This window comes from Polaribacter sp. BM10 (genome assembly GCF_002005425.1).
In the GTDB taxonomy this organism is placed as follows: Bacteria; Bacteroidota; Bacteroidia; order Flavobacteriales; family Flavobacteriaceae; genus Polaribacter; species Polaribacter marinaquae.
The window spans coordinates 3,199,716-3,222,241 of record NZ_CP019704.1; the positions used below are offsets into that span (position 1 = coordinate 3,199,716).

Here is a 22,526-nt window from a genome sequence, read left to right on the forward strand (position 1 = left end):
AAAAATATAAATTTTAACGCATCAATTTTTTATACACATTCTATTAAACGTAAGCTTTATATATTTAGTATAACTTATATTTGTAGTTGTTAAAATATAAACACTTATTTTACGTTATTTGATTACTATTTTATGAAAAAAAATCTTCTACTAATACTAACAGTATGTTGTGCGTTGCAATTAAACGCACAAGTAAATTCATCTGTTTTGGCTTCTGGAGACTGGTTTAAATTTTCTGTAGACACAACGGGGGTTTTTAAGATCGATAGAAATTTATTACAAAGAATTGGAGTTTCTACAAATAATATAAACCCTCAAAATATAAGGATTTATGGTAACGGTGGTGCTTTATTGCCGTTTGTAAATAATGATTTTAGGTATCAAGATTTACAGGAAAATGCTATTTATGTAGAAGGTGAATCTGACGGTAGTTTCGATGCCAACGATTTTATTTTATTCTATGCGAAAGGTCCTCACGATTGGGTTTTAGATACTGCAAACAAAAGTGCTAAACATAGACAAAATATATATTCTGATAAGGCTTATTATTTTATAACAGTAGGTAATGTTGCCGGAAAAAGAATTCAAAACAAAGCTATAAACACAAATAGTGCAGTTACACAAATTTCTAACTTTGATGATTTTATTTTTTATGAAAAAGAAGAGATTAACTTGTTAGGTGCAGGTACACAATGGTTTTTTGATGACAATTTTAATATCGAAAATACACAGAGTTTTACAATACCTTTTGATAAAGTATTGGCAAATGAAGATATTTTTATTAGAACAAGAGCTGTAAGTAATTCCATTTCATCATCTACATTATCGGTAAAAGCAAATAATACAGATTTATATACGCTTAGTTTTAGTGGTTTAAATCCGAGTTCGTTAACAAAAGCAGTAACATCAGAAAGAACTGCAGCATTTAGCAACCCAACAAACGCAATTACTTTAGAATTAAATTACAACAATAACGGAAATCCGTCTGCAAATGCTTTTTTAGATTTTATTGAGATTTATGGTAAAAAAAATCTTTTAGCAAACGGTAAACAATTTGGTTTTAGAAGTTTTAATCAATTTGATGCGAGTGGCACAGTTGAGTTTCAAATAAAAAATGCATCGGAAATTTACCAAGTTTGGGATGTAACGAATGCAATTAATCCTGAATTAATAACTAACGAAAGTTCTACTTCAGATTTTACATTTAAAGCCAATGGAGGAGTTTTAAATGAATATGTTGTATTAAATTCTTCGGATTTTTATATACCAGAAACTATTGAAAATTCGAGAATAGAAAATCAAAATTTACATGCTTTAAAAGATATAAATTATCTTGTAATTACTAGCAAAGATTTGGTTTCACAAGCACAAAGATTGGCAGATTATCATCAAGCAAATTCCGGATTATCGACAAAGGTTGTTGTTTTAGATGAAATTTATAATGAGTTTGCATCTGGCTCTAAAGATATTACAGGTATTCGAGATTTTATAAGACATTTATATACAACCAATTCATCCAAAGATAAAAAGTTAAAATTTGTATGTTTCTTTGGCGATTCTTCATACGATTACAAAGATAGAATTGCAAATAACAATAATGTGGTTCCGGTTAAATTACCTTCTCAAACGGATGATATTTATCACTTTAACTTGGCTTTTTCTTATGTAACAGATGATTTTTTTGTGATGTTAGATGCAAATGAGGGTAGCATGAGTTCTTCTCATACCATAGATGTTGTTTCTAGCAGAATACCGGTTACAGGAATATCGCAAGCAGAAGATGTTGTAACTAAAATTTTAAGTTATTATGATGAAAGCTCTAAAGGAGATTGGCGAAATACAGTAACCCTTTTAGCAGATGATATAGATGATGATTTTGATATACCAATTCAGAAAGGTGTAGAGTCGATTGCTGATGAAATTAAAAATAGAAAACCAATTTTTAATGTTAGTAAAATTTATGCTGATGCTTTTGTACAACAAAATTCTTCTGGTGGAGAACGTTATCCGGAAGTAAAAACAGCAATTACGAATGTAATAGAAAAAGGTACTTTAGTTTTTGATTATTTTGGGCACGGTGGTGAAGATGGTTTTGCAGCAGAAAGGATATTAGAAAAACCTCAAATTCAAGAGTTTAATAATATTAATACGTTACCTCTTTTAATTACAGTTACTTGTGATTTTTCTAGATTCGATAATCCGAGTAGAATTACTGCAGGTGAGTTAACATTATGGAATAAAAACGGCGGCGCATCTAGTATGATTACTACAACAAGAGAGGTTTTTATAAATGTTGGGCAACAATTTAATGAAAGTTTAATTAGAATTTTACTAGAATTTAATGATGAAAAATTTACAATTGCAGAATCTCTAACACAAGCAAAAAATAATTTTTCGAGTATACAAAAGTTTTTTATCTATTCATTCGGAGACCCGGCAATGAAACTTGCAGTGCCAGAACCAAATATAAAAATCACAAAATTAAACGGTAAAGATATTTCGCAACCATTAGATACTTTAAAAGCTTTGTCTAAAGTAAGTTTCGAGGGTGTAATTGTTAATAATTCAGATGCTGTTTTAAATAATTTTAACGGTGTTTTATCTACAACAGTTTTCGATAAAATTATTGATAAAACAACTTTAGGAAACAATAGTTTTGGAGAAACTCTAGATTTTGACACACAAGATAGTAAGTTATTTAGAGGTAAATCTAGTATAGAAAACGGAGCGTTTAAGTTTGATTTTATTGTGCCAAAAGATATTAAAATTGCACTCGGAAACGGTAAAGTAAGTTTTTATGCAGAAAATGGTACATTAGAAAAAGCAGGTTATAATATAGATTTGGTAATTGGTGGTATTAATGAAAATGCACCAGAAGATACCGTTGGCCCAGAAATTAAATTGTTTATGAATGATGAGTCTTTTATAGACGGTGGCAATACAAATGCTTCTCCTAATTTAATTGCGGTATTATCGGATGTTAGTGGTATTAATACTTCTATTACTGCCGTAGATCACGATATTATTGGGATTTTAGATGGCGACACCACAAATCCTATTGTATTAAATGACTTTTATCAGACAGAATTAAACGATTTTACAAAAGGGAAAGTTACCTATAGATTAAGAGATTTAGAAGTTGGCCCACACACTTTAAAAATAAAAGTTTGGGATACCTACAATAACTCATCAGAATTAACGTTGAACTTCGTAGTTGTTAGTGATGCAATTTTAAATTTAGAAAACGTATTAAACTATCCCAATCCTTTTGTAAATTATACAGAGTTTTGGTTTAACCATAATAAACCAAACGAAAATTTAGAAGTACAAGTGCAAATTTTTACAATTTCTGGTAAATTGGTAAAAACTATTAATAGAAATATTATTACGGTTGGTAATTTGTCTAGAAGTATAACTTGGAATGGTTTAGATGATTTTGGTAATAAAATTGGTAAAGGGGTTTATGTTTATAAACTAAGAGTTAAATCTACAACAAGTAATTTAGTGTCAGAGAAGTACGAAAAATTAGTAATACTTCAATAAAATATAGATATTTGTAATTAGAATAAAATTCAACAGACAATATAAAATGAAGAAATTAGGATTATGTTTATTATTAAGTGCTTTTGCAACATTTAAAATTGCGGCACAGACAGATACTCAACAAACAGGAGGTATTACAACAGCTACACCTTTTTTATTAATTGTACCAGATGCTAGGGCAGGTGGTAAGGGAGATATTGGTGTTGCTACAAGTGCAGATGCTTTTTCATTGTTTCACAATCCTGCTAAAATAGCGTTTAGCAATAGACAAATTTATACGGGTATTACCTATTCGCCTTGGTTACGTAATTTAACAGATGATATTTTTATAGGAAGTGGTTCTTATATTAATAGATTTAGTGAAAATGCAGCTTGGGGTGCAGATTTTAAATATTTCTCTTTGGGTCAAATAGATCTAACAGATAGCAACGGTGCAGAAAATGGATCTATAAATCCAAACGAATTTGTTGCAACAGGTTCTTACTCATTAAAGTTAAGTGAAACTTTTGCAATGGGAGTTTCTTTAAAATACATAAGATCTAATTTAGCATTTAACGGAACTTCTGGTAATTCTTTACAGCCAATTAATTCTTTTGCAGTAGATGTTTCTGGTTATTACCAATCTCTAGAAGAAAATTATGGTAATTTTAATGGTAAATATAGAATCGGTTTTAATATCGCAAACATTGGTCCGAAGGTTTCTTACACACCAGGTGAAGAAGATTTTATACCAACAAACCTTAAATTAGGTGGTGGTTTCGATTTTATTTTAGATGATTATAATACAATTACAACAACTGTAGAGTTTACTAAATTACTGGTGCCAACAGTAAATGATCCTAATGATGAAAAAGGTTGGATTGACGGAATTTTTAGTTCTTTTGGTGACGCTCCAGGTGGTTTTAGTGAAGAATTAAAAGAAGTAACTTACGCTTTTGGTGCAGAATATTTATATAACAATGCTTTTGCATTAAGAGCAGGATATTTTCATGAAAGTGAAGATAAAGGAAATAGACAATATTTTACATTAGGTGGTGGCTTTAAAACGAATGCTTTAAACATCGATTTGTCATATTTAATTAATTCTTCAGATGTAAATAATCCATTAGAAAATTCATTACGTTTTTCATTATCTTTTGATTTAGGTGAAATTTACGATGAGTATTAAAAAATCATAATTTTTTAGTAATTTTAGCACAATATTTAAAGCAGTCATTTTTGGGCTGCTTTTTTTGACTTTATAATATGAAAGAAATTAAAATATCTTCTTCAGCTATTGTTTATAACGATATAGAAGAGTTATCTAAAGATGATAAATTTTTAATGAATATGGCAATTGATGCTCGTAAGAAAGCATACGCACCTTATTCTAAGTTTAATGTTGGTGCTGCTTTATTATTAGAAAACGGAGAAATTGTTTTAGGAAATAATCAAGAAAATGCAGCATACCCTTCTGGTATGTGTGCAGAAAGAGTCGCAATTTGGGCTGCAGGAGCAACCTATCCTGGAGTTAAAATCATAAAACTTGCAATTTCGGCAAGTTCTACAATTACAAAAGTAGATAAACCTGTAGGGCCTTGTGGTGCTTGTAGACAATCTTTATCGGAATATGAAATAAAGCAAAAACAAGCTTTTCCTCTTTTATTTATGGGAGAAGTTGGAGAAATTGTAAAAACGGAATCACTTTTATCTTTATTGCCGTTTTCTTTTGATAGTTCTTACTTGTAATCATTTTTTATGATTAAAAAAGATATTTCTTCTAGAAAAGACATAAAATTAATTATTACTAATTTTTATGATTTACTTCTAAAGGATGATTAAATGCTTCCTTTTTTTGAAGATATCTTAATTAATAATCATTTAAATGAGTATTTAGAAATAATTACAGATTTCTGGAACGATATTTTGTTTCAAACTACAACTTATAAAAACAATACAATGCAAAAACATATAGATAAAAATGCATTTATTAAGTTTAAAAAGAAACATTTTGTCATTTGGACATCGTATTTATTTACTACTATTGATGCATATTTTTCTGGTGAAATAGCACAGCAAATGAAAGATAGAGCAACCTCTATTGCTACGGTTATGCAACTAAAAATGAATTTATACAAGCCTTAAACAACTGTTCTAAATTTTTACTTTAGAAATAAATTAGCAGTTTGAACTTTCCATTACTATGCATGCATAGTAAATTTAAACAAAATAGCTTTCTTACTTTTGAGAGATAAACCTCTTAAGATATGATTTCATCTAAAATTACTGGTACCGGAAGCTTTATTCCTTCTTTAAAAGTAGAAAACAATACATTTTTAAACTCAGATTTTTTAAATAATGACGGTTCAAGTTTTTCTGCAGACAACAATGTAATTATAGAAAAGTTTAAAGATATAACCGGTATCGTAGAAAGACGTTATGCAAAACCAGAAATAAATACTTCTGACATGGCTTTTTTTGCTGCAGAAAAAGCAATTGCAGATGCCAATATTAATTCAGAAGAATTAGACTATATAATTTTAGCACATAATTTTGGTGATTTAAAAGAAGGTCAAATTCAAGGAGATGCGCTACCAAGTTTAGCTAGTAAGGTAAAACATAAATTAGATATTAAAAACCCTAATTGTGTTGCGTATGATATTCTTTTCGGTTGCCCAGGTTGGGTTGAAGGCGTAATACAGGCGCAAGCATTTATAAAAGCCGGAATTGCAAAAAAGTGTTTGGTAATTGGTGCAGAAACTTTGTCTAGAATTGTAGATAAACATGATAGAGATTCTATGATCTACAGTGATGGCGCAGGTGCTTGTATTGTAGAGCAAACCTTAGCAGGTGATTCTGGTATTATTAGTCATGCAACACAGACTTTCGCAAATGAAGAAGCATATTTTTTACATTTTGGTAAATCTTATAATTTAAATGAAACCGACAATACGCAATACATAAAAATGTATGGAAGAAAAATTTATGAGTTTGCAATAACAAATGTGCCTGCAGCCATGAAAATTGCTTTAGATAAAAGTGGTTACGGAATTAATGATGTTAAGAAGATTTTTATTCATCAAGCTAACGAAAAAATGGACGAGGCAATTGTAAAACGTTTTTATAGATTGTTTAAAGAAAAAGTGCCAGAAGCAATTATGCCAATGAGTATACATAAGTTAGGTAACAGTTCTGTAGCTACAGTACCAACATTATTAGATTTAGTTTTAAAAGGAAATATAGAAAATCAGGCTGTTACAAAAGGAGATGTTGTTATTTTAGCTTCTGTTGGGGCTGGTATGAATATCAATGCAATTGTGTATAAAATTTAAACTTTTAAATCGAATTCTACTTAAAATGAACGAATTCTAATTTCTCGTAAAAAATATCGATTTCTGTATTTGAAATTTAAACTGAAATAGTATTTTTGCGCATGCAACAACACAACGTACTTATTTTAGATTTCGGATCGCAATACACACAACTTATTGCAAGAAGAGTTAGAGAATTAAACATTTATTGTGAAATTCATCCTTACAATCATCCACCAAAAAATCAATCAGAATTTAAAGCAATTATCTTATCAGGTAGTCCAAATTCTGTTAGAGGAGAAAATGTTTTACATCCAGATTTAACAGATCTTAGAGGAAAAAAACCAATGTTAGCCGTATGTTATGGCGCTCAATATTTGGCTCATTTTTCTGGCGGAAAAGTAGCACCTTCAAACACAAGAGAATATGGTAGAGCAAATTTATCGTACATAAAAGGTAATGAAACTTTCTTTGAAAACATTTCTGAAGGTAGCCAAGTTTGGATGAGTCACTCAGACACAATTAAAGAATTACCTACAAATGGCGAGTTATTAGCTAGTACAAAAGATGTAGAAAATGCCGCTTATAAAATAAAAGGTGAAGATACCTATGCGATTCAATTTCATCCAGAAGTATATCACTCTACAGACGGTAAACAATTATTAGAAAATTTTCTTGTAAAAATTGCTGGTGTAGCACAAACCTGGACACCAGATTCTTTTGTTGAAAGCACAGTAAACGCTATCAAAGAAAAAGTAGGTAAAGATAAAGTTGTTTTAGGGCTTTCTGGTGGTGTAGATTCTACAGTAGCAGCCGTTCTTTTAAACAAAGCTATCGGAGAAAATCTATATTGTATTTTTGTAAACAACGGTCTTTTACGTAAAAATGAATTCGAAAGTGTATTGGCACAATACGAAGGAATGGGATTAAACGTAAAAGGTGTAGATGCATCGGCACGTTTTTTGAAAGCTCTTGAAGGTATTTCTGATCCAGAGAAAAAAAGAAAAGCCATTGGAAACGCATTTATAGAAGTTTTTGATGACGAGGCCAACCAAATAAAAGACGTAACTTGGTTAGCACAAGGAACAATTTATCCTGATGTTATTGAGTCGGTTTCTGTAAACGGAGGACCATCAGCAACTATTAAAAGTCATCATAATGTTGGTGGATTGCCAGATTATATGAAATTAAAAATTGTAGAGCCTTTGCGTATGATTTTTAAAGATGAAGTAAGAAGAGTTGGTGCTTCTATGGGAATTGATTCAGAATTATTAGGTCGTCATCCTTTTCCAGGACCAGGTTTAGGAATTAGAATATTAGGAGATATTACAGCAGAAAAAGTAAGAATTTTACAAGAAGTTGATGCTGTTTTTATAAACGGATTAAAAGAAGACGGTTTATACGATAAAGTTTGGCAAGCAGGTGCAATGTTGTTGCCTGTAAACTCTGTTGGTGTAATGGGCGATGAAAGAACATACGAAAAAGTTGTTGCTTTAAGAGCTGTAGAAAGTACAGACGGAATGACGGCAGATTGGGTAAATTTACCCTATGAATTTTTACAAAAAACTTCAAATAAAATAATAAATCAAGTAAAAGGCGTTAATAGAGTAGTGTATGACATTAGTTCTAAACCACCTGCAACTATAGAATGGGAATAAAATATATGAAACATCTTAAATTTTTTGTTTTTCTGTGTATTCTAACGTTTACCGTATCATGCGGTCAGCAAAAAAAATACATTCAATATAAAGTAAAAGAAGGAGAATCTATTGGTGAGATTGCTAAGAAATTAGATATGAAAACCAAAGATTTATTGCGTCTTAATCCTGATGTAGATAAAAATCCGGATGCTAATACTGTAATTATTATTCCTAACAAGAATATGAATTCGGTAAGTAATTCTATTTCAAAAGTAAAGAATGAAAATGCAACAGAAGACAATTCTAAAGTAAAGGAAACAGAAAACTTAGACGTTGATTTAATATCAGAAAAAGAAAAACAAAGAAGTTTGTTAATTTCTGAGTTAGAAAAAGAGTTCAAAATTCACGAAGTTAAAAAAGGAGATACTTTTTTTAGCTTGACGAGGTTTTACAGTGTTTCAAGAGAAGAGTTAATCAAATTAAACCCAGAATTAAAAGATGGTTTAAAACTTGGGCAACTTATAAAAATTATGCCTTTAGAAGATGTTTTTGAAGAAGAACTGGTTTATGTAGACAAAATTAAAGAAGGTGTTTCTATAAATGCTGCAATTCTATTACCTTTTAGAGCGCAAGAGTTAGAAGCAAAAACTAGCGATGAAATCTTTGGAAACAGTAGATTGGCAAATATTGTTACAGATTTATATTTGGGTGCAGAAATAGCAATAGATTCGTTAAGAAAACAAGGTGTAGAATTAAACGTAGAAGTTTTTGATACTGGTAGAAATAGTACAAAAATTAAAACAATTGTTGCAGAAAATAATCTTAAGAAGAAAGATGTAATTATTGGTCCTTTGTATTCTGAAGAGGTAGAATATGTAGCAGATAATGTAAATGCACCTATTGTTTTTCCGGTATATTCTAAAAAGCAATCAAAATTTTCTTCTAGTAGAATCATCAAAACGTCTCCAAATAAAAAATTATTTAGAGATAAGTTGTTAAGTTATATAGAAGAAAGCTTTCATGACGGAAACATAATTATTGTTGGAGATGGAAAATCAACTTCTAACTATGATTCTAATAAAATTAGAGAAGTTTTAAAATCTCACGATTCTATAAACAGTGTTAGCTTAATCACACCAAAAGATGGTTATATAAAAAAGCAAAAATTTACAGATGTTTTAAAACCAAACATGAAAAATATTGTTGTATTAACAACTAGCGATAAAATTATTATTGCAAGTGTTATAAATAGTTTAATTAGTTTGCCAGAAGAAACAACTGCATCATTATTTACTTTTGATAAGGTTAGCGCATTTGATAAAATAGACAATTCTAAATTAGCTAAATTAGGTTTTACCTATGTTAGCGATGAGTATGTTAGAGAAGATTCTTACAGCGCCATGGCTTTTAATAAAAGTTATTTAGCTAAAAACGGAGTTCTACCTTCTGCATATGCTACAAAAGGTTTTGATGTTACTTATGATATTCTTGTGCGTTTGGCATCAGGAAAAAGTTTAAAATCTACTTTTGATGATGGTTATTCTTACAGAGTAGAAAGTAAGTTTGATTATACAGATAAGCTTTTTAAAATAGTAGAAAATAAAGGTTTGTTTATTGTAAAGTATAATGAAGATTTAACCTTAACAAGAATAAAATAATCTTAGAGTTTTAGTTATAAAAAAAATCCGATGAAAATTATTTCATCGGATTTTTTTGTGCAATATAAAGCTAATTAAACGTTAGATTTTTTTCATCTGTTGTTTCATCATTTGCATTTGTTCTTTTAACATACCATGTTTATCTAATTTTTTAGCTTCTGCCATTAAATTAGTAGCTTCTCTTTTACGTCTTTTAGTCATTGCAATTCCTGCTAATTGCAACTTAGCCATCGCCAAATCATGATCCATAGACAAGCCAAGTTTTACAGCTTTACGTAAATATTTTTCTGATTGTGTAATATTCTTTTGGCTTAACATGATACCATGTAAATAATTATAATAACCTTGTTGTTTTACAATTAAAGCAGCCTCTGGATTTTTGATATAATCTAACCATTTTTTTGTTCCTTCGAAATTCTGTTTACGTAATTGTAAAAAAGCAAGTAAAATAAACTCGTTTTTAAAATAAAATAAAACAAAAATTCCTGCTAATAGTAAGATTGAAATTCCGTTCATGATATTTCCTTGTGCAAAATGGTAAACAGCCCAAACAGAAATTAAACCGGCTAAAATTAATTTAATATTTTTATGAAACATATAAGTATTTCTTTTGTGATTTCTAGTAAACTAGAATATTTATGATTGATTTTTTCGTGAGCAAAAATACATTTTCTTCTTAAAATATAAAGTTACTTCCTTTTAAAATTATTTTTTATAATATTTTTTGTGTTTTATAAATGCGAAAACACCTATTATTAATACAAAACCAACAGAATAATAAACAGATGTTGGTGTAATTACTCTGTCTCCGCTAGCATAAGAATGTAAACCAGCCAAGTAAAAATTAACTCCAAAATAAGTCATCATTATAGAGGCGTACGCAATAATAGACCACAAGTTAAACGTGTACCTGCTTCGTAGACCAGGTATCAATCGCATGTGTAATACAAACGCATAAATCATTATAGAAATTAAAGCCCAAGTTTCTTTAGGATCCCAACCCCAATAACGACCCCAACTTTCGTTAGCCCACATTCCGCCTAAAAAGTTACCAATAGTTAACATTACCAAACCAACAGTTATAGACATCTCGTTAATTATGGTAATTTCTTTAATATTTAAATCCATTCTCTTTTTATTCTTATCATTCGTAAAAATCATTAATAAGAGTGCAAAGATTCCTAAAATCATACCTAAAGATAACGGACCGTAACTAGCTACAATAATAGAAGTGTGTACCAATAACCACCAAGAATTTAAAACTGGTTGTAAGTTAGCAATTTCTGGATCTAACCAGTTTTGATGTGCAAAACCTAAGGTAATCGCTACTAAAAATGTAGTTGCAGTAATTGTAAGTGCAGATTTTCGTCCAAAGAAAAGTCCAAATAACATTGTTGCCCAGGCAACAAAAATAATAGATTCGTATGCATTACTCCAAGGTGCATAACCACTTATATACCATCTAGCAATTAAACTTAACGTATGAAACAGAAATAAACCAACAGCACCAAAAGATAATATTTTAACTGTATTGTTTATCCATTTTTTAGAAATAAAGATTTGCCATAAAACAAAAATTAATAATAAAAAACTTAAGTAGCCATAGTACTTTGATAGCAATTGAAATGGTTGAATTTTATTATATGAGATTTCTAATTCTATTTTTTTGTCTGTAGGTATTACTTCTGATCCAAATTTTTGTTGAAATTTTTTAATTCCGTCTAAAATTTTATCAGCATCTGAATAATTACCGGTTTTCTTACCTTTTTGTAAAAAATTAATATAAACAGGTAAAGATTGTCTTACAAATACAGAATCGGTTCCCTTAAAATTAGCTTCAGAAGTTTCTGGTTGTGAAACCCATTTGTTGTTTTCATCACCAGGTATTGGATAAATTTTAAGAATTCCACCGCCAATAGCAGAATATAGTAAACCAATTCTTCTATCGATTTTAATTAAATCTTTTTCAAATTTATTTTTAATTTTCTTCTTTTGTGCTTCTGCAACTTTCTTTTCTATTTTATAAATACCAACAGGAGTTATAAAATCTGTTAATGCAGCATATTCTGTAGTTTCTGCAACACCTATAAGTTCTCTAATTTGAGTATTTCCTTTTTCTAAATAAATTACAGGAACTTCAAACCAAAATCTAGGATTTTCTATAATAGATAATAAAACCTGACTAGGTTCCATACCTTTAAATTTCTCAGATTTGCTCACTTTTCTTACCAACTCAGAAGCAAAAGTATGCGCTGGTTTCATTCTACCATTATCCTGAATAACCAATTTATTAAAGCTTTCTGCATGTGCTACATCTACCATGTTAGCTTTTAAAATAGAATCTATTTGCTGATTGGTAATTTTATTTGGTTGATGCTGATTTTGATGTTGTGCAAAAGTAAAACTAGATAAGAATATTGCAAATACAACAGACATAGTTAGCTTCTTCTTTTTAATTTTTGTTAATCTTTTTTTAAGATCATCAAAACGAGTATTTTTTGCAAAAAGAATACATATCATACCAATATATAAGAGCGAGTAACCTAAATAAGTTACAAAAGTTCCCAAGAAATCATGATTTACAGATAAATGTGTTTCTTCTTTTTCTCCAGATAAATCGTAACTAGCTTGAAAAAATTTAAAACCTCTATGGTCTAATATATGATTCATAAAAATTCTATAATCGAAAGTTTCTTTAGGATCTATTACAGTAACTTCACTAGCGTATGCAGCAGCACTTTCTGAACCCGGATATTTATCTAATTGAAAATCGTTTAGCTTAATACTAAATGGTGTTGTAAGAATTTTTGCACCATACAAAACTCTAAAATTTAAGCCACCAACAGAAACTTCTTTAGAACCATCAGAATTAAATTTACCGCCTTTTAGTTCTACTCTTTTGGTCTCATTATTTGCCGTTACATCTATAGTAATAACGTCTAAAACACTATCACTTTTTGGTCCGCTAACTGTTTTCATTATCCCTTTTTCTGCAGGTTTTGGTATTACAAATTGTAATTTACCAATGTTGTGTAAAGTTAGGTATTGAAAATTTTGAAGAGAATCTTTAACTACTTTTCCTTTCTTTTGATCTGCCATTCTAAACCAATCTCCATCGTCTTTAGAAATCATTTTTAATGCACCATCTTTATTTGTAAAGTTAATAGATGCGTTATTGTTATCGGCTTCAAAACCTACTAAAACACCGTGAATGTTTTGTAATGTTCCTTTTTTTATCCAATGTTCATGGCGTGTACCTTCAGAAGATTCTACAAAGAACAAATGTTCTACACCATTTTCATCTTCAATTAATTTTTTTTCTGCCCACGGAATGTAGTCTACCAAATCAAATTTAAAATCGATGTCATTTTTATTAGTTTTAAAATTATCTTCATAAGACCAAGAATTAGAGCCCCAAGCAGAAAGCATAATAGGTGCATTTATTTCTGGTTTTTGCGAATTACCATCGTCTACAATTGCATTTAAATATGTGGTTTCCGATAAAAATTTATCTGTTGTTTCGCCTTCTTTAATTAGCATTATACCTTCATAACCGTGGTAACGTGTAATACCAGCACCTACTAGTATTAATAAAAAAGCTGCATGAAACATTAAAACGGGCCATTTTTCTTTTTTGTAAAGTTTATATCTAAAAATATTACCAAAGAAATTAATTACAAAGAAAACCATTATAGCTTCAAACCACCAAGCATTGTAAATTAAAGCTTTAGAAGTTTGTGTACCGTAATCATTTTCTATAAAAGTGGCTATTGCCATTGCAGTTGCAAATAAGAAAAATAATATCGCCATTAAGCGAGTAGAATATAGGAAATTTAATAATTTTTTCATCCTTTTGAAATGCTTTTTAAAAGAGTTACAAATTTAAGCATAAAAGCACAAAAGAACTTCTAGATAGCGGTATATTTATGTATTAAAGTTTTAAAAAAATCACAATATTTATGTCTTCATATCATATCATACCAAATTCTATAAAAGCAGAAGTAGAAACCGCTTTAAAATATTATCCGCAGTTAAAAAATATTCATATAGAATTTAAGTTTAAAAAGAATATTAAAAAATCTACTATGCAAGCGAGACCAACTTTTGATAGTTTTTTTAAATCTAAAAAAGAGCGTAAATTTTTAATTTTAATTAGTGAGAAATTTAAAATTTCTGATAAAGAATTTTCTACCAGAGATATACCTACGGATGTATTTATTGGTTGGATTGGTCATGAATTAGGGCATATTATGGATTACCAAGATAGAAGCAAGTTGAACCTAATTTGGTTTGGAGTTAAATATCTTTTTTCTGATAATCATATTGTTGAAGCAGAAAGAGCTGCTGATAGTTTTGCTGTAAAACACAAAATGGAATCGTATATTTTAAAAACAAAGGATTTTATTTTAAATAATGCTGATGTTTCTGAAGTTTATAAAAAAAGAATAAAGAGATATTATTTATCTCCGGAAGAAATAATGGTGTTAGTTGAAGAAAGAAATAACTTAACTGCAGTATAGTTAAGGTTGTTTTTCACTTAAATATTTCCAGTATCTTTTTGGAACATGCTGAATATGAAGTTTCATGTTTTTTCTCTCAGTTATATTTGTACTTTTAAAATAGTTTTGCCAAAGCGTTTGAAACTCAGACTCTTCGTCAGAAAAAAAGTTTTTATCAGTTTTAGAAAAATCGAAATTTTCAGGAAATTCCATTTGCATTGTTGTAACTACTTCTAAATCGTAATATAATCCGTAATTTCTTTTAATATCATAAATAACCCATTTTTGGTCTGCATACCTGCTTTTAAAGTGCTTAGAAATTAAAGGTAAAACGTTAAAATCTGGGGCTATGTTTGCAAAATAAATTGCGTCTTTTGTAAGTTTAAATCTAACAAAAGCTTCCATTCTATGTTTTTCTCTACTAACGTTTTTAGCAATTTTTGATGTTTTTAAAACACTATCGTAAGTAAAATCTGTGTCTACTTTTTTATTACTCTTAAAGATATAAGATATATAGTCTAATAAAATATTTTCTACACCAGGCTGCTCGCTTAAAAATGCGTAATAAATTTTTGTGGTGCTAATTGTAGATGCTTTGGTTTTTAAACCTTTCCAAACTCTGTCTGCTTTATCTTTATTTGTACTTATTTTTTCATTTTCAGAAAATAAGGCATTTTGTAATACAAACTTATTCTGAATTTTAGCGTTTTTAAGTTTATATTCAAAAACGTAAAAAACACAACATAGAAATCCGTCAAAAGAGCCATCGTAAATTAGAGTTTTCTCTTGCATTTAAGAGAATAAATTTAATTGCGGACTTAGCATTTTATCATATTTGCTCTTAGAATTCTTCAAGATCTTTGCTTTTAATTTTTCTGCTGTTAAATCTCGTCTTTCAAAAATATTACTATCGCAAACTAAAAAGTATTGTGCTCTGTTAAAAGCGATTCCTATTTTTTTAAGATGATCCCAATTTAATCTTCTGTATTTTCTTGCCATTAAAATTTTAGAAACAGACTTCATACCAACTCCCGGAATTCTAGCTAGCATTCTTTTGTCTGCTGTATTTACATCAACCGGAAATTCATGCAAATTTCTTAAAGCCCAACTTAATTTAGGATCGATATCTAAATCTAAGTTTTGATGATTTAGATTTACTATTTCATTGGTTTGAAAGCCATAAAAACGAGTTAACCAATCTGATTGATACAATCGATTTTCTCTTAACATGGGTACTTCAGTTCCTATTTTTGGCAATCGGTTATCTAAACTTATTGGCACATAACCAGAATAATAAACTCTTTTTAAATTGTAGTTTTTATAATAATGCTCTGCAGTTTTTAAAATTTGAAAATCGTTTTCACCACTGGCACCAACAATCATTTGAGTGCTTTGGCCTGCAGGCGCATATTTAGGCGTACTTTTAATAATTTTCTTTTCGGTTTTGTATTGAATGATTTCATTCTTAACCTTAATCATTGGTTTTATAAAATCATCAAAATTTTTATCAGGTGCCAATAACTTTAATCCAGATTTTGTTGGTATTTCTATATTAACACTTAATCGGTCTGCGTATAATCCTGCTTCTCTCATCAATTCATCAGAAGCACCCGGAATCGATTTTAAATGTATGTAACCATTAAAGTTTTCTTCTAAACGCAATTTTTTTGCAACGGCAACCAAACGTTCCATTGTGTAATCTGCACTTTTAAAAATTCCGGAACTTAAAAATAGCCCTTCAATATAGTTTCTTCGGTAAAAATTGATAGTTAAATCGACTACTTCTTGCACTTTAAAAGCAGCACGTTTAACATCGTTACTTTTACGAGTTACGCAATAGGCACAATCAAAAATACAATGATTTGTAAGTAGAATTTTTAATAAAGAAACGCATCTACCATCTTCTGTGTACGAATGGCAAATTCCCATACCAGTTGCATCGCCCAAACCTTTATTTGTATTTGTTCTTTTACTTCCACTAGAAGAACATGAAACGTCGTATTTAGCGGCGTCAGCAAGAATTTTAAGTTTTTCTAAGGTTCTAGTAAATGACATAAATTACTGATAAGTAGTTTTTTGCGTGTTCGATTTTTTTAATGAAAATAGCTTTGCAATTTACAAAATAATTTAAGCTTCTGTAGTAGCAATTTTTAGATTTAACATAAAAAAAATCCAATTTTTAAAATTGGATTTTTTATTGAGTATTTTAGTAAATGAGTTATGTTTTTAATCTTTTTTAGTCAATCCAAATAGATTTTGTGTTTACAAACTCTTTAATTCCATAACTAGAAAGTTCTCTTCCGTAACCACTATTTTTAATTCCGCCAAATGGCATTCTAGGGTCAGAGGCTACCAATTTATTCACAAAACTATTTCCGGCTTCTAATTGTAGAGCAATTTTTTCACCTCTTTCAGAATTTCCTGTTAAGACACCAGAGCCTAAACCAAAAGTAGAGTTGTTTGCCAATTTTATAGCTTCGTCTTCATCTTTAGCTTTAATAACAGAAGCAACGGGTCCAAAAAGTTCTTCATCAAAGGCAGTCATTCCTGGTTTTAATTCTGATAAAATTGTAGCAGGATAAAAAGCACCAACACGATCAGGGATTTTTCCACCTAAAACTAATTTACCACCTTGTTTTATCGTTTTTTCTACTTGTTCATGAATTTCATTTCTTAAATCAATTCTTGCCATTGGTCCGAAATACGCATCTTCATCTGTAGGATTGCCTAATTTTGCATCTTGCATTTTCTTAGTAAATAGTTTTAGAAAATCATCATAAATATTTTCTAAAACTATAAAACGTTTAGCAGCAATACAAGTTTGCCCGTTGTTTTGTAACCTACCAAAAGTAGCCAAATCTGTAGCTTTTTCTAAATCGGCATCATCTAAAATAATGTAAGCATCGCTACCTCCCAATTCTAATACGGTTTTCTTTAAATTTTCTCCAGCAATTTTTGCAACAGATCTTCCTGCAGGTTCACTACCAGTTAGCGTTACTGCAACGATATTTTTATCTTCTATAATTGGTTTAATTAATTTTGATGTGACGTTTAAATTGGTAAAAGTTCCGCTAGGAAAACCAGCTTCTTTAAACGCATCTTCTAAAGCATATGCGCAACCTTGTACATTAGATGCGTGTTTTAAAACAGCTGTATTACCAGTCATTAAAGCAGGTGCTGCAAATCTAATTACTTGGTAAAACGGAAAATTCCATGGCATTACAGCCAAAGTTACACCTAAAGGTTGATATGTAACATAGCTTTTTTTAGCTTCTGTTTCTATAATTTTATCTGCTAATAATTCTTTAATATTATCTGCATAATATCTGCAAACTAAAGCACATTTTTCAATTTCTTTTTTAGATTGAGAAATTATTTTTCCCATTTCTTCTGTTGCTAAATTTGCATATTCGTTCTTTTTTTTATCAAAAATATCTGCAATTTTATGCATTAATTTAGAACGTTCTTCGAACGAAGTGTTTTTCCAATTTAAATAGGCTTTATTTGCTTTTTCAATTTTATGTAAGGCTTCTTCTTTAGAGTCTCTTTTATATGTTTTTATTTCTTTTTCCGTTGCCGGATTAATAGTTGTAATTGTTTCCATAATTAATTATTTAAGATCGTTGTTATTTACAAAACTTTCCCATTCTGCAAATTTAGATTCTTTCATAACGCGTTCCATTTTTACTTGTCCGCCTTTTTTCTTGTTATTATCATTCCAATCATAAAATTTTTCTACCGGAATAATGTTTACTTTAACTCCTTTTAAAGCTTTGCTTCTAGCTACTTTGTAATTTTTATTAGCTTCTTTTAAATAGTTATCTAATTCATCAACAATTTTAGAATTATCTTCTTTCAATTCTGTTCCTAAATACCAAGAATGATAAAACTCGCCATCTTCAAATCTTTTTGCACAAATAGTATATTCGGTTATTTGAGTAGCAAATTTTTCTTCTAAATATCGAATAGCATCATCCATTTTATTAACAGATAATTGAGAACCTACTGTATTTAAAAAGAATTTTGTTCTACCCGTAATTTTAATTTCTGCTTTTTCTACATCTGTAAATTCGATTGTATCACCAATTAAATATCGCCAAGCGCCACTAACGGTACTAATTATTAAGATATAATCTTGATTTAAAACTACATTATCTAAACTAACCGATGGTGCATTTTGCTTTAAAGAACCATCTTCGTTTATATAATCAGGATTCATAGGCACAAATTCAAAATAAATACCATTTTCTGTATTTAATTGCATTGCATCTGTTTCTGGTCTTGTTTGTGTTGCAATATAACCTTCGGATGCTAAATATGTGTCGATTACAGTTACTGGTTTTCCTAATAATGCTTTAAAACTTTTCTCATAAGGACCAAAAGCAACACCTCCTGATGTGTAAACTTTTAGATTTGGCCATATTTGATGAATATTTTCTAAATTATGATGTTCAATAACTTTTTGTAGCATTAATTCTATCCATGCCGGAATACCACTTAAAGCGCCAATATCCCAAGATTTTGCATTTTCTGCTATATGATTTACACGCTCGTCCCAGTCTTCTATTTTAGCAATTTCTTCTCCGGGTTTATAATATCCTTTAAACCAAAACGGAATGTTACTTGCACTAATTCCGCTAATTTCTCCTTCTAAATGATCGTCTTTTTCAGCTAAATCTGTAGAACTACCTAACATCATAATGTCTTTTTCGAAAAAATCTGCTGGTAATTCGAAGTTGTTAAGAGAAGTAACTTGTTTTATTCCAGAGCTTCTAATGGCAGAAATCATATCATCGGTTACAGGAATTCTTTTACTTGTTTTACCTGTTGTGCCAGAGCTTAATGCAAAATAAGAAGGTGAACCTGCCCAAGTTACATCTTCTTCACCTTCATGAATTTTATACCACCAATTTTTATGTAAAGAATTGTAATCAAAATAAGGTACTTCTTTACGAAATGCTTCTTGTGTATTATCAGAATTTAAAATTTCTTCAAAATTATAATGCTTTCCAAATTGTGTTTCTTTAGCAGTTTCTAATAATTTATTTAATATTTTTTTCTGATTTTCTATATGATTTGTTTCGGTAGAAAGTGTATCAGTTAAACTGATAATTCCTTTAATTATATTTCCTAAAATAGCCATGGTTGAATTGTTTTACACAAATTTAATCGAATACAGGCTGTAATGTTGTCGTTAATCGATTTAAAATTAACTCTATCAAAAAAATATAGAAGTTTTGTTTGCGTTAATTTTTATATGGATTGCGATATTCAAAATTTAAGAATGTTTCTAATTTAGTGAAAATTAAAAATCTACATTATGAATAACGAAGGAACAAATGAATTAGATTTCATTAAAAAATATGAAAACGAAGGCTATACAAATAGTTATAGAGTAGACGGAAATATGTTGATTGAAAACGGATCTGACATGAGGTTTACACCAAACGGAATTAAGGTTGTGGCTAAACACAGATACGAAGGTTATAGTAATCCGTCTGATATGTCTATACTATATGTAATTGAAACGAAAGACGATACTAAAGGAACAATTTTGGTTCCGTATGGTAATACAAACGAAACAGAGACATTAGAGTTTTTTAATAAAATTCCTGATGAAAATTTTTCTGAATCAGAAAATATTATGTTTAAGAAATAGATGAATAATTTAAAAAAAGCAACTTTTTAAAGTTGCTTTTTTTAAATTATTCAGAAATACTATCTATTAATATGGTTAACATATCTATTGCTGCTTGTGCAATCTTAGTTCCTGGGCCAAAAACCCCAACAGCACCTGCATCAAATAAATATTGATAATCTTGTGCCGGAATAACACCACCAACAATTACCATAATATCTTCTCTTTCATATGCTTTTAATTCAGCAATTACTTGCGGCACCAAAGTTTTATGTCCTGCTGCCAAAGAAGATATTCCTAAAATATGTACATCATTTTCTACAGCTTGTTTAGTAGCCTCTTTTGGTGTTTGAAATAAAGGACCAATATCTACATCAAAACCTAAATCTGCATAACCAGTAGCAACAACTTTTGCACCTCTATCGTGGCCGTCTTGCCCCAATTTAGCAATCATTATTCTTGGTCTTCTGCCTTCTAGTTCTGCAAATTTATCTGCTAACTCTTTAGCCTCTTTAAATACTTTATCTTCTTTAATTTCTTTACTATACACACCAGAAATTGTTTTATGAACTGCTTTGTGTCTTCCGAATTCTACTTCTAGAGCATCAGATATTTCACCTAAAGTAGCTCTGTTTTTAGCAGCCTTTACCGCTAAATCTAATAAGTTTTCTTTGCCGGATTTTGCAGCGCTTGTTAAATCTGAAAGCGAAGATTTAACGGCATCATTATTTCTATCTGCTTTTAGTTTATTTAATCTTTCTATTTGAGAGTTGCGAACAGCTTCATTATCTACTTCTAAAATATGTAAAGGATCTTCTTGTGCTAATTTATATTTATTAACACCAACAATTACATCTTGTCCGCTATCTATCTTAGCTTGCTTTTTTGCTGCAGCTTCCTCAATTCTCATTTTCGGAATTCCTTTTTCAATAGCTTTTGTCATTCCGCCTAATTCTTCTACTTCTTGTATAAGTGCCCAAGCTTTGTTCGCTATTTCTTCGGTTAACTCTTCTACGTAATAACTACCTGCCCAAGGATCTACTGTTTTAGTAATATGAGTTTCTTGCTGAAGGTATATTTGAGTATTTCTAGCAATTCTAGCAGAAAAATCTGTTGGTAAAGCAATGGCTTCATCCAAAGCATTTGTATGTAAACTTTGTGTACCACCAAATGCTGCAGCCATAGCTTCTATAGTAGTTCTTGCTACATTGTTAAAAGGATCTTGTTCTGTTAAAGACCAACCACTTGTTTGGCAATGTGTTCTTAATGCTAAAGATTTTGGGTTTTTAGGATTGAATTGTTTTACAATTTTGGCCCACAACATTCTAGCTGCTCTTAATTTAGCTATTTCTGTAAAATGATCCATGCCAATAGCCCAAAAGAAAGATAATCTTGGTGCGAATAAATCAATATCCATACCAGCATCAATTCCTTTTCTAATATATTCTAAACCATCTGCTAATGTGTAAGCCAATTCAATTTCTGCAGTTGCACCAGCTTCTTGCATGTGATAACCAGAAATAGAAATAGAATTAAATTTTGGCATATTATTACTGGTATATTTAAAAATATCAGCAATAATTTTCATGGATGGAGAAGGAGGGTAGATGTAGGTATTTCTTACCATAAACTCCTTTAAAATATCATTTTGGATTGTTCCAGAAAGTTTGTCTAACGAAACACCTTGTTCTTCTGCAGCGACAATATAAAAGGCTAAAATTGGTAATACAGCACCGTTCATGGTCATAGAAACAGACATTTTATCTAATGGTATCTGATCAAATAAAACTTTCATGTCTTCTACAGAGTCAATTGCAACACCAGCTTTACCTACGTCTCCTTGAACTCTTTCGTGATCTGAATCGTAGCCTCTATGAGTTGCCAAATCAAATGCAACAGATAATCCTTTTTGCCCTGCTTTTAGATTTCTTCTGTAAAAAGCATTGCTTTCTTCTGCAGTAGAAAAACCTGCGTATTGTCTTATTGTCCAAGGTCTTCTAACGTACATTGTAGAATATGGACCTCTTAAATTTGGTGCGATACCAGCTACAAAGTTTTCGTGTTTAAAACTTTTCTCTTTAAGATTATTATCTTTTAATAAAGTTATATTTTCTACAGACTTTCTACTCATCTTCTAATTTCATTAAATTATATATTTTCGAACCTATATTTTTTGATAATTTTTCTTTTCGCTTTACTTTTTTAATACTTAAATAAACGTAAGAAACACAAATGCTTATAGTTAAAATAATACAGAA

Annotated in this window: 16 protein-coding genes; 9 read left to right on the plus strand and 7 right to left on the minus strand. The window is 29.9% G+C overall.

Translation table 11 applies throughout. The features are described 5' to 3' along the window. Window positions 1-132 precede the first annotated feature (132 nt). The 7 genes from porU to BXQ17_RS14145 all read left to right on the plus strand — a co-directional run bounded on the left by porU (window position 133) and on the right by BXQ17_RS14145 (window position 10,131). Entirely contained in the window at window positions 133-3,543 is a 3,411-nt protein-coding gene (gene porU / locus BXQ17_RS14115; protein WP_077811256.1) for a type IX secretion system sortase PorU, read from the plus strand. Between the two features lie 46 nt (window positions 3,544-3,589). Then, the gene (gene porV, locus BXQ17_RS14120) at window positions 3,590-4,711 is read left to right on the plus strand and encodes a type IX secretion system outer membrane channel protein PorV (RefSeq protein WP_077811257.1); all 1,122 of its coding nucleotides are present in this window, start codon (window positions 3,590-3,592) and stop codon (window positions 4,709-4,711) included. A gap of 77 nt (window positions 4,712-4,788) precedes the next feature. Beyond that, window positions 4,789-5,271, plus strand: coding sequence for a cytidine deaminase (cdd, locus tag BXQ17_RS14125; protein WP_077811258.1), 483 nt, complete (start codon window positions 4,789-4,791; stop codon window positions 5,269-5,271). Between the two features lie 93 nt (window positions 5,272-5,364). Next, on the plus strand, window positions 5,365-5,667 hold the full coding sequence (locus BXQ17_RS14130; protein WP_077811259.1) for a group III truncated hemoglobin: 303 nt from the start codon (window positions 5,365-5,367) through the stop codon (window positions 5,665-5,667). A gap of 122 nt (window positions 5,668-5,789) precedes the next feature. After that, window positions 5,790-6,854, plus strand: a complete 1,065-nt coding sequence (locus BXQ17_RS14135) for a 3-oxoacyl-ACP synthase III family protein (RefSeq protein ID WP_077811260.1) — start codon at window positions 5,790-5,792, stop codon at window positions 6,852-6,854. A gap of 101 nt (window positions 6,855-6,955) precedes the next feature. After that, complete coding sequence (gene guaA, locus BXQ17_RS14140; RefSeq protein ID WP_077811261.1) at window positions 6,956-8,491, plus strand: glutamine-hydrolyzing GMP synthase; 1,536 nt, start codon at window positions 6,956-6,958, stop codon at window positions 8,489-8,491. 5 nt (window positions 8,492-8,496) lie between these two features. After that, window positions 8,497-10,131, plus strand: a complete 1,635-nt coding sequence (locus BXQ17_RS14145; protein WP_254712387.1) for a LysM peptidoglycan-binding domain-containing protein — start codon at window positions 8,497-8,499, stop codon at window positions 10,129-10,131. Window positions 10,132-10,212: 81 nt separating this feature from the next. Here the strand turns inward: BXQ17_RS14145 and BXQ17_RS14150 are convergent, their stop codons facing one another. Beyond that, on the minus strand, window positions 10,213-10,728 hold the full coding sequence (locus BXQ17_RS14150; protein WP_077811263.1) for a hypothetical protein: 516 nt from the start codon (window positions 10,726-10,728) through the stop codon (window positions 10,213-10,215). 108 nt (window positions 10,729-10,836) lie between these two features. Further along, a complete protein-coding gene (gene ccsA, locus BXQ17_RS14155; protein WP_077811264.1) occupies window positions 10,837-13,980 on the minus strand; it encodes a cytochrome c biogenesis protein CcsA in 3,144 nt (1,047 codons plus the stop codon). A gap of 110 nt (window positions 13,981-14,090) precedes the next feature. On the opposite strand from ccsA, the gene BXQ17_RS14160 reads away from it, so the two are divergent. Continuing rightward, window positions 14,091-14,651 (plus strand): hypothetical protein, encoded by a 561-nt coding sequence (locus tag BXQ17_RS14160; protein ID WP_077811265.1) that lies wholly within the window; start codon window positions 14,091-14,093, stop codon window positions 14,649-14,651. Here the strand turns inward: BXQ17_RS14160 and BXQ17_RS14165 are convergent, their stop codons facing one another. The 4 genes from BXQ17_RS14165 to BXQ17_RS14180 form a co-directional block, all read right to left on the minus strand. Beyond that, window positions 14,652-15,422 (minus strand): TIGR03915 family putative DNA repair protein, encoded by a 771-nt coding sequence (locus BXQ17_RS14165; protein ID WP_077811266.1) that lies wholly within the window; start codon window positions 15,420-15,422, stop codon window positions 14,652-14,654. Next, the gene (locus BXQ17_RS14170) at window positions 15,423-16,685 is read right to left on the minus strand and encodes a putative DNA modification/repair radical SAM protein (protein WP_077811267.1); all 1,263 of its coding nucleotides are present in this window, start codon (window positions 16,683-16,685) and stop codon (window positions 15,423-15,425) included. 181 nt (window positions 16,686-16,866) lie between these two features. Beyond that, a complete protein-coding gene (locus BXQ17_RS14175; protein ID WP_077811268.1) occupies window positions 16,867-18,234 on the minus strand; it encodes an NAD-dependent succinate-semialdehyde dehydrogenase in 1,368 nt (455 codons plus the stop codon). Between the two features lie 6 nt (window positions 18,235-18,240). Further along, window positions 18,241-19,773, minus strand: coding sequence for a GH3 auxin-responsive promoter family protein (locus BXQ17_RS14180; protein ID WP_077811269.1), 1,533 nt, complete (start codon window positions 19,771-19,773; stop codon window positions 18,241-18,243). A gap of 177 nt (window positions 19,774-19,950) precedes the next feature. On the opposite strand from BXQ17_RS14180, the gene BXQ17_RS14185 reads away from it, so the two are divergent. Continuing rightward, on the plus strand, window positions 19,951-20,289 hold the full coding sequence (locus BXQ17_RS14185; RefSeq protein ID WP_077811270.1) for a hypothetical protein: 339 nt from the start codon (window positions 19,951-19,953) through the stop codon (window positions 20,287-20,289). 46 nt (window positions 20,290-20,335) lie between these two features. On the opposite strand, the gene scpA is transcribed toward BXQ17_RS14185, so the two are convergent. Then, window positions 20,336-22,399, minus strand: coding sequence for a methylmalonyl-CoA mutase (gene scpA, locus BXQ17_RS14190; RefSeq protein WP_077811271.1), 2,064 nt, complete (start codon window positions 22,397-22,399; stop codon window positions 20,336-20,338). Window positions 22,400-22,526: the final 127 nt, after the last annotated feature.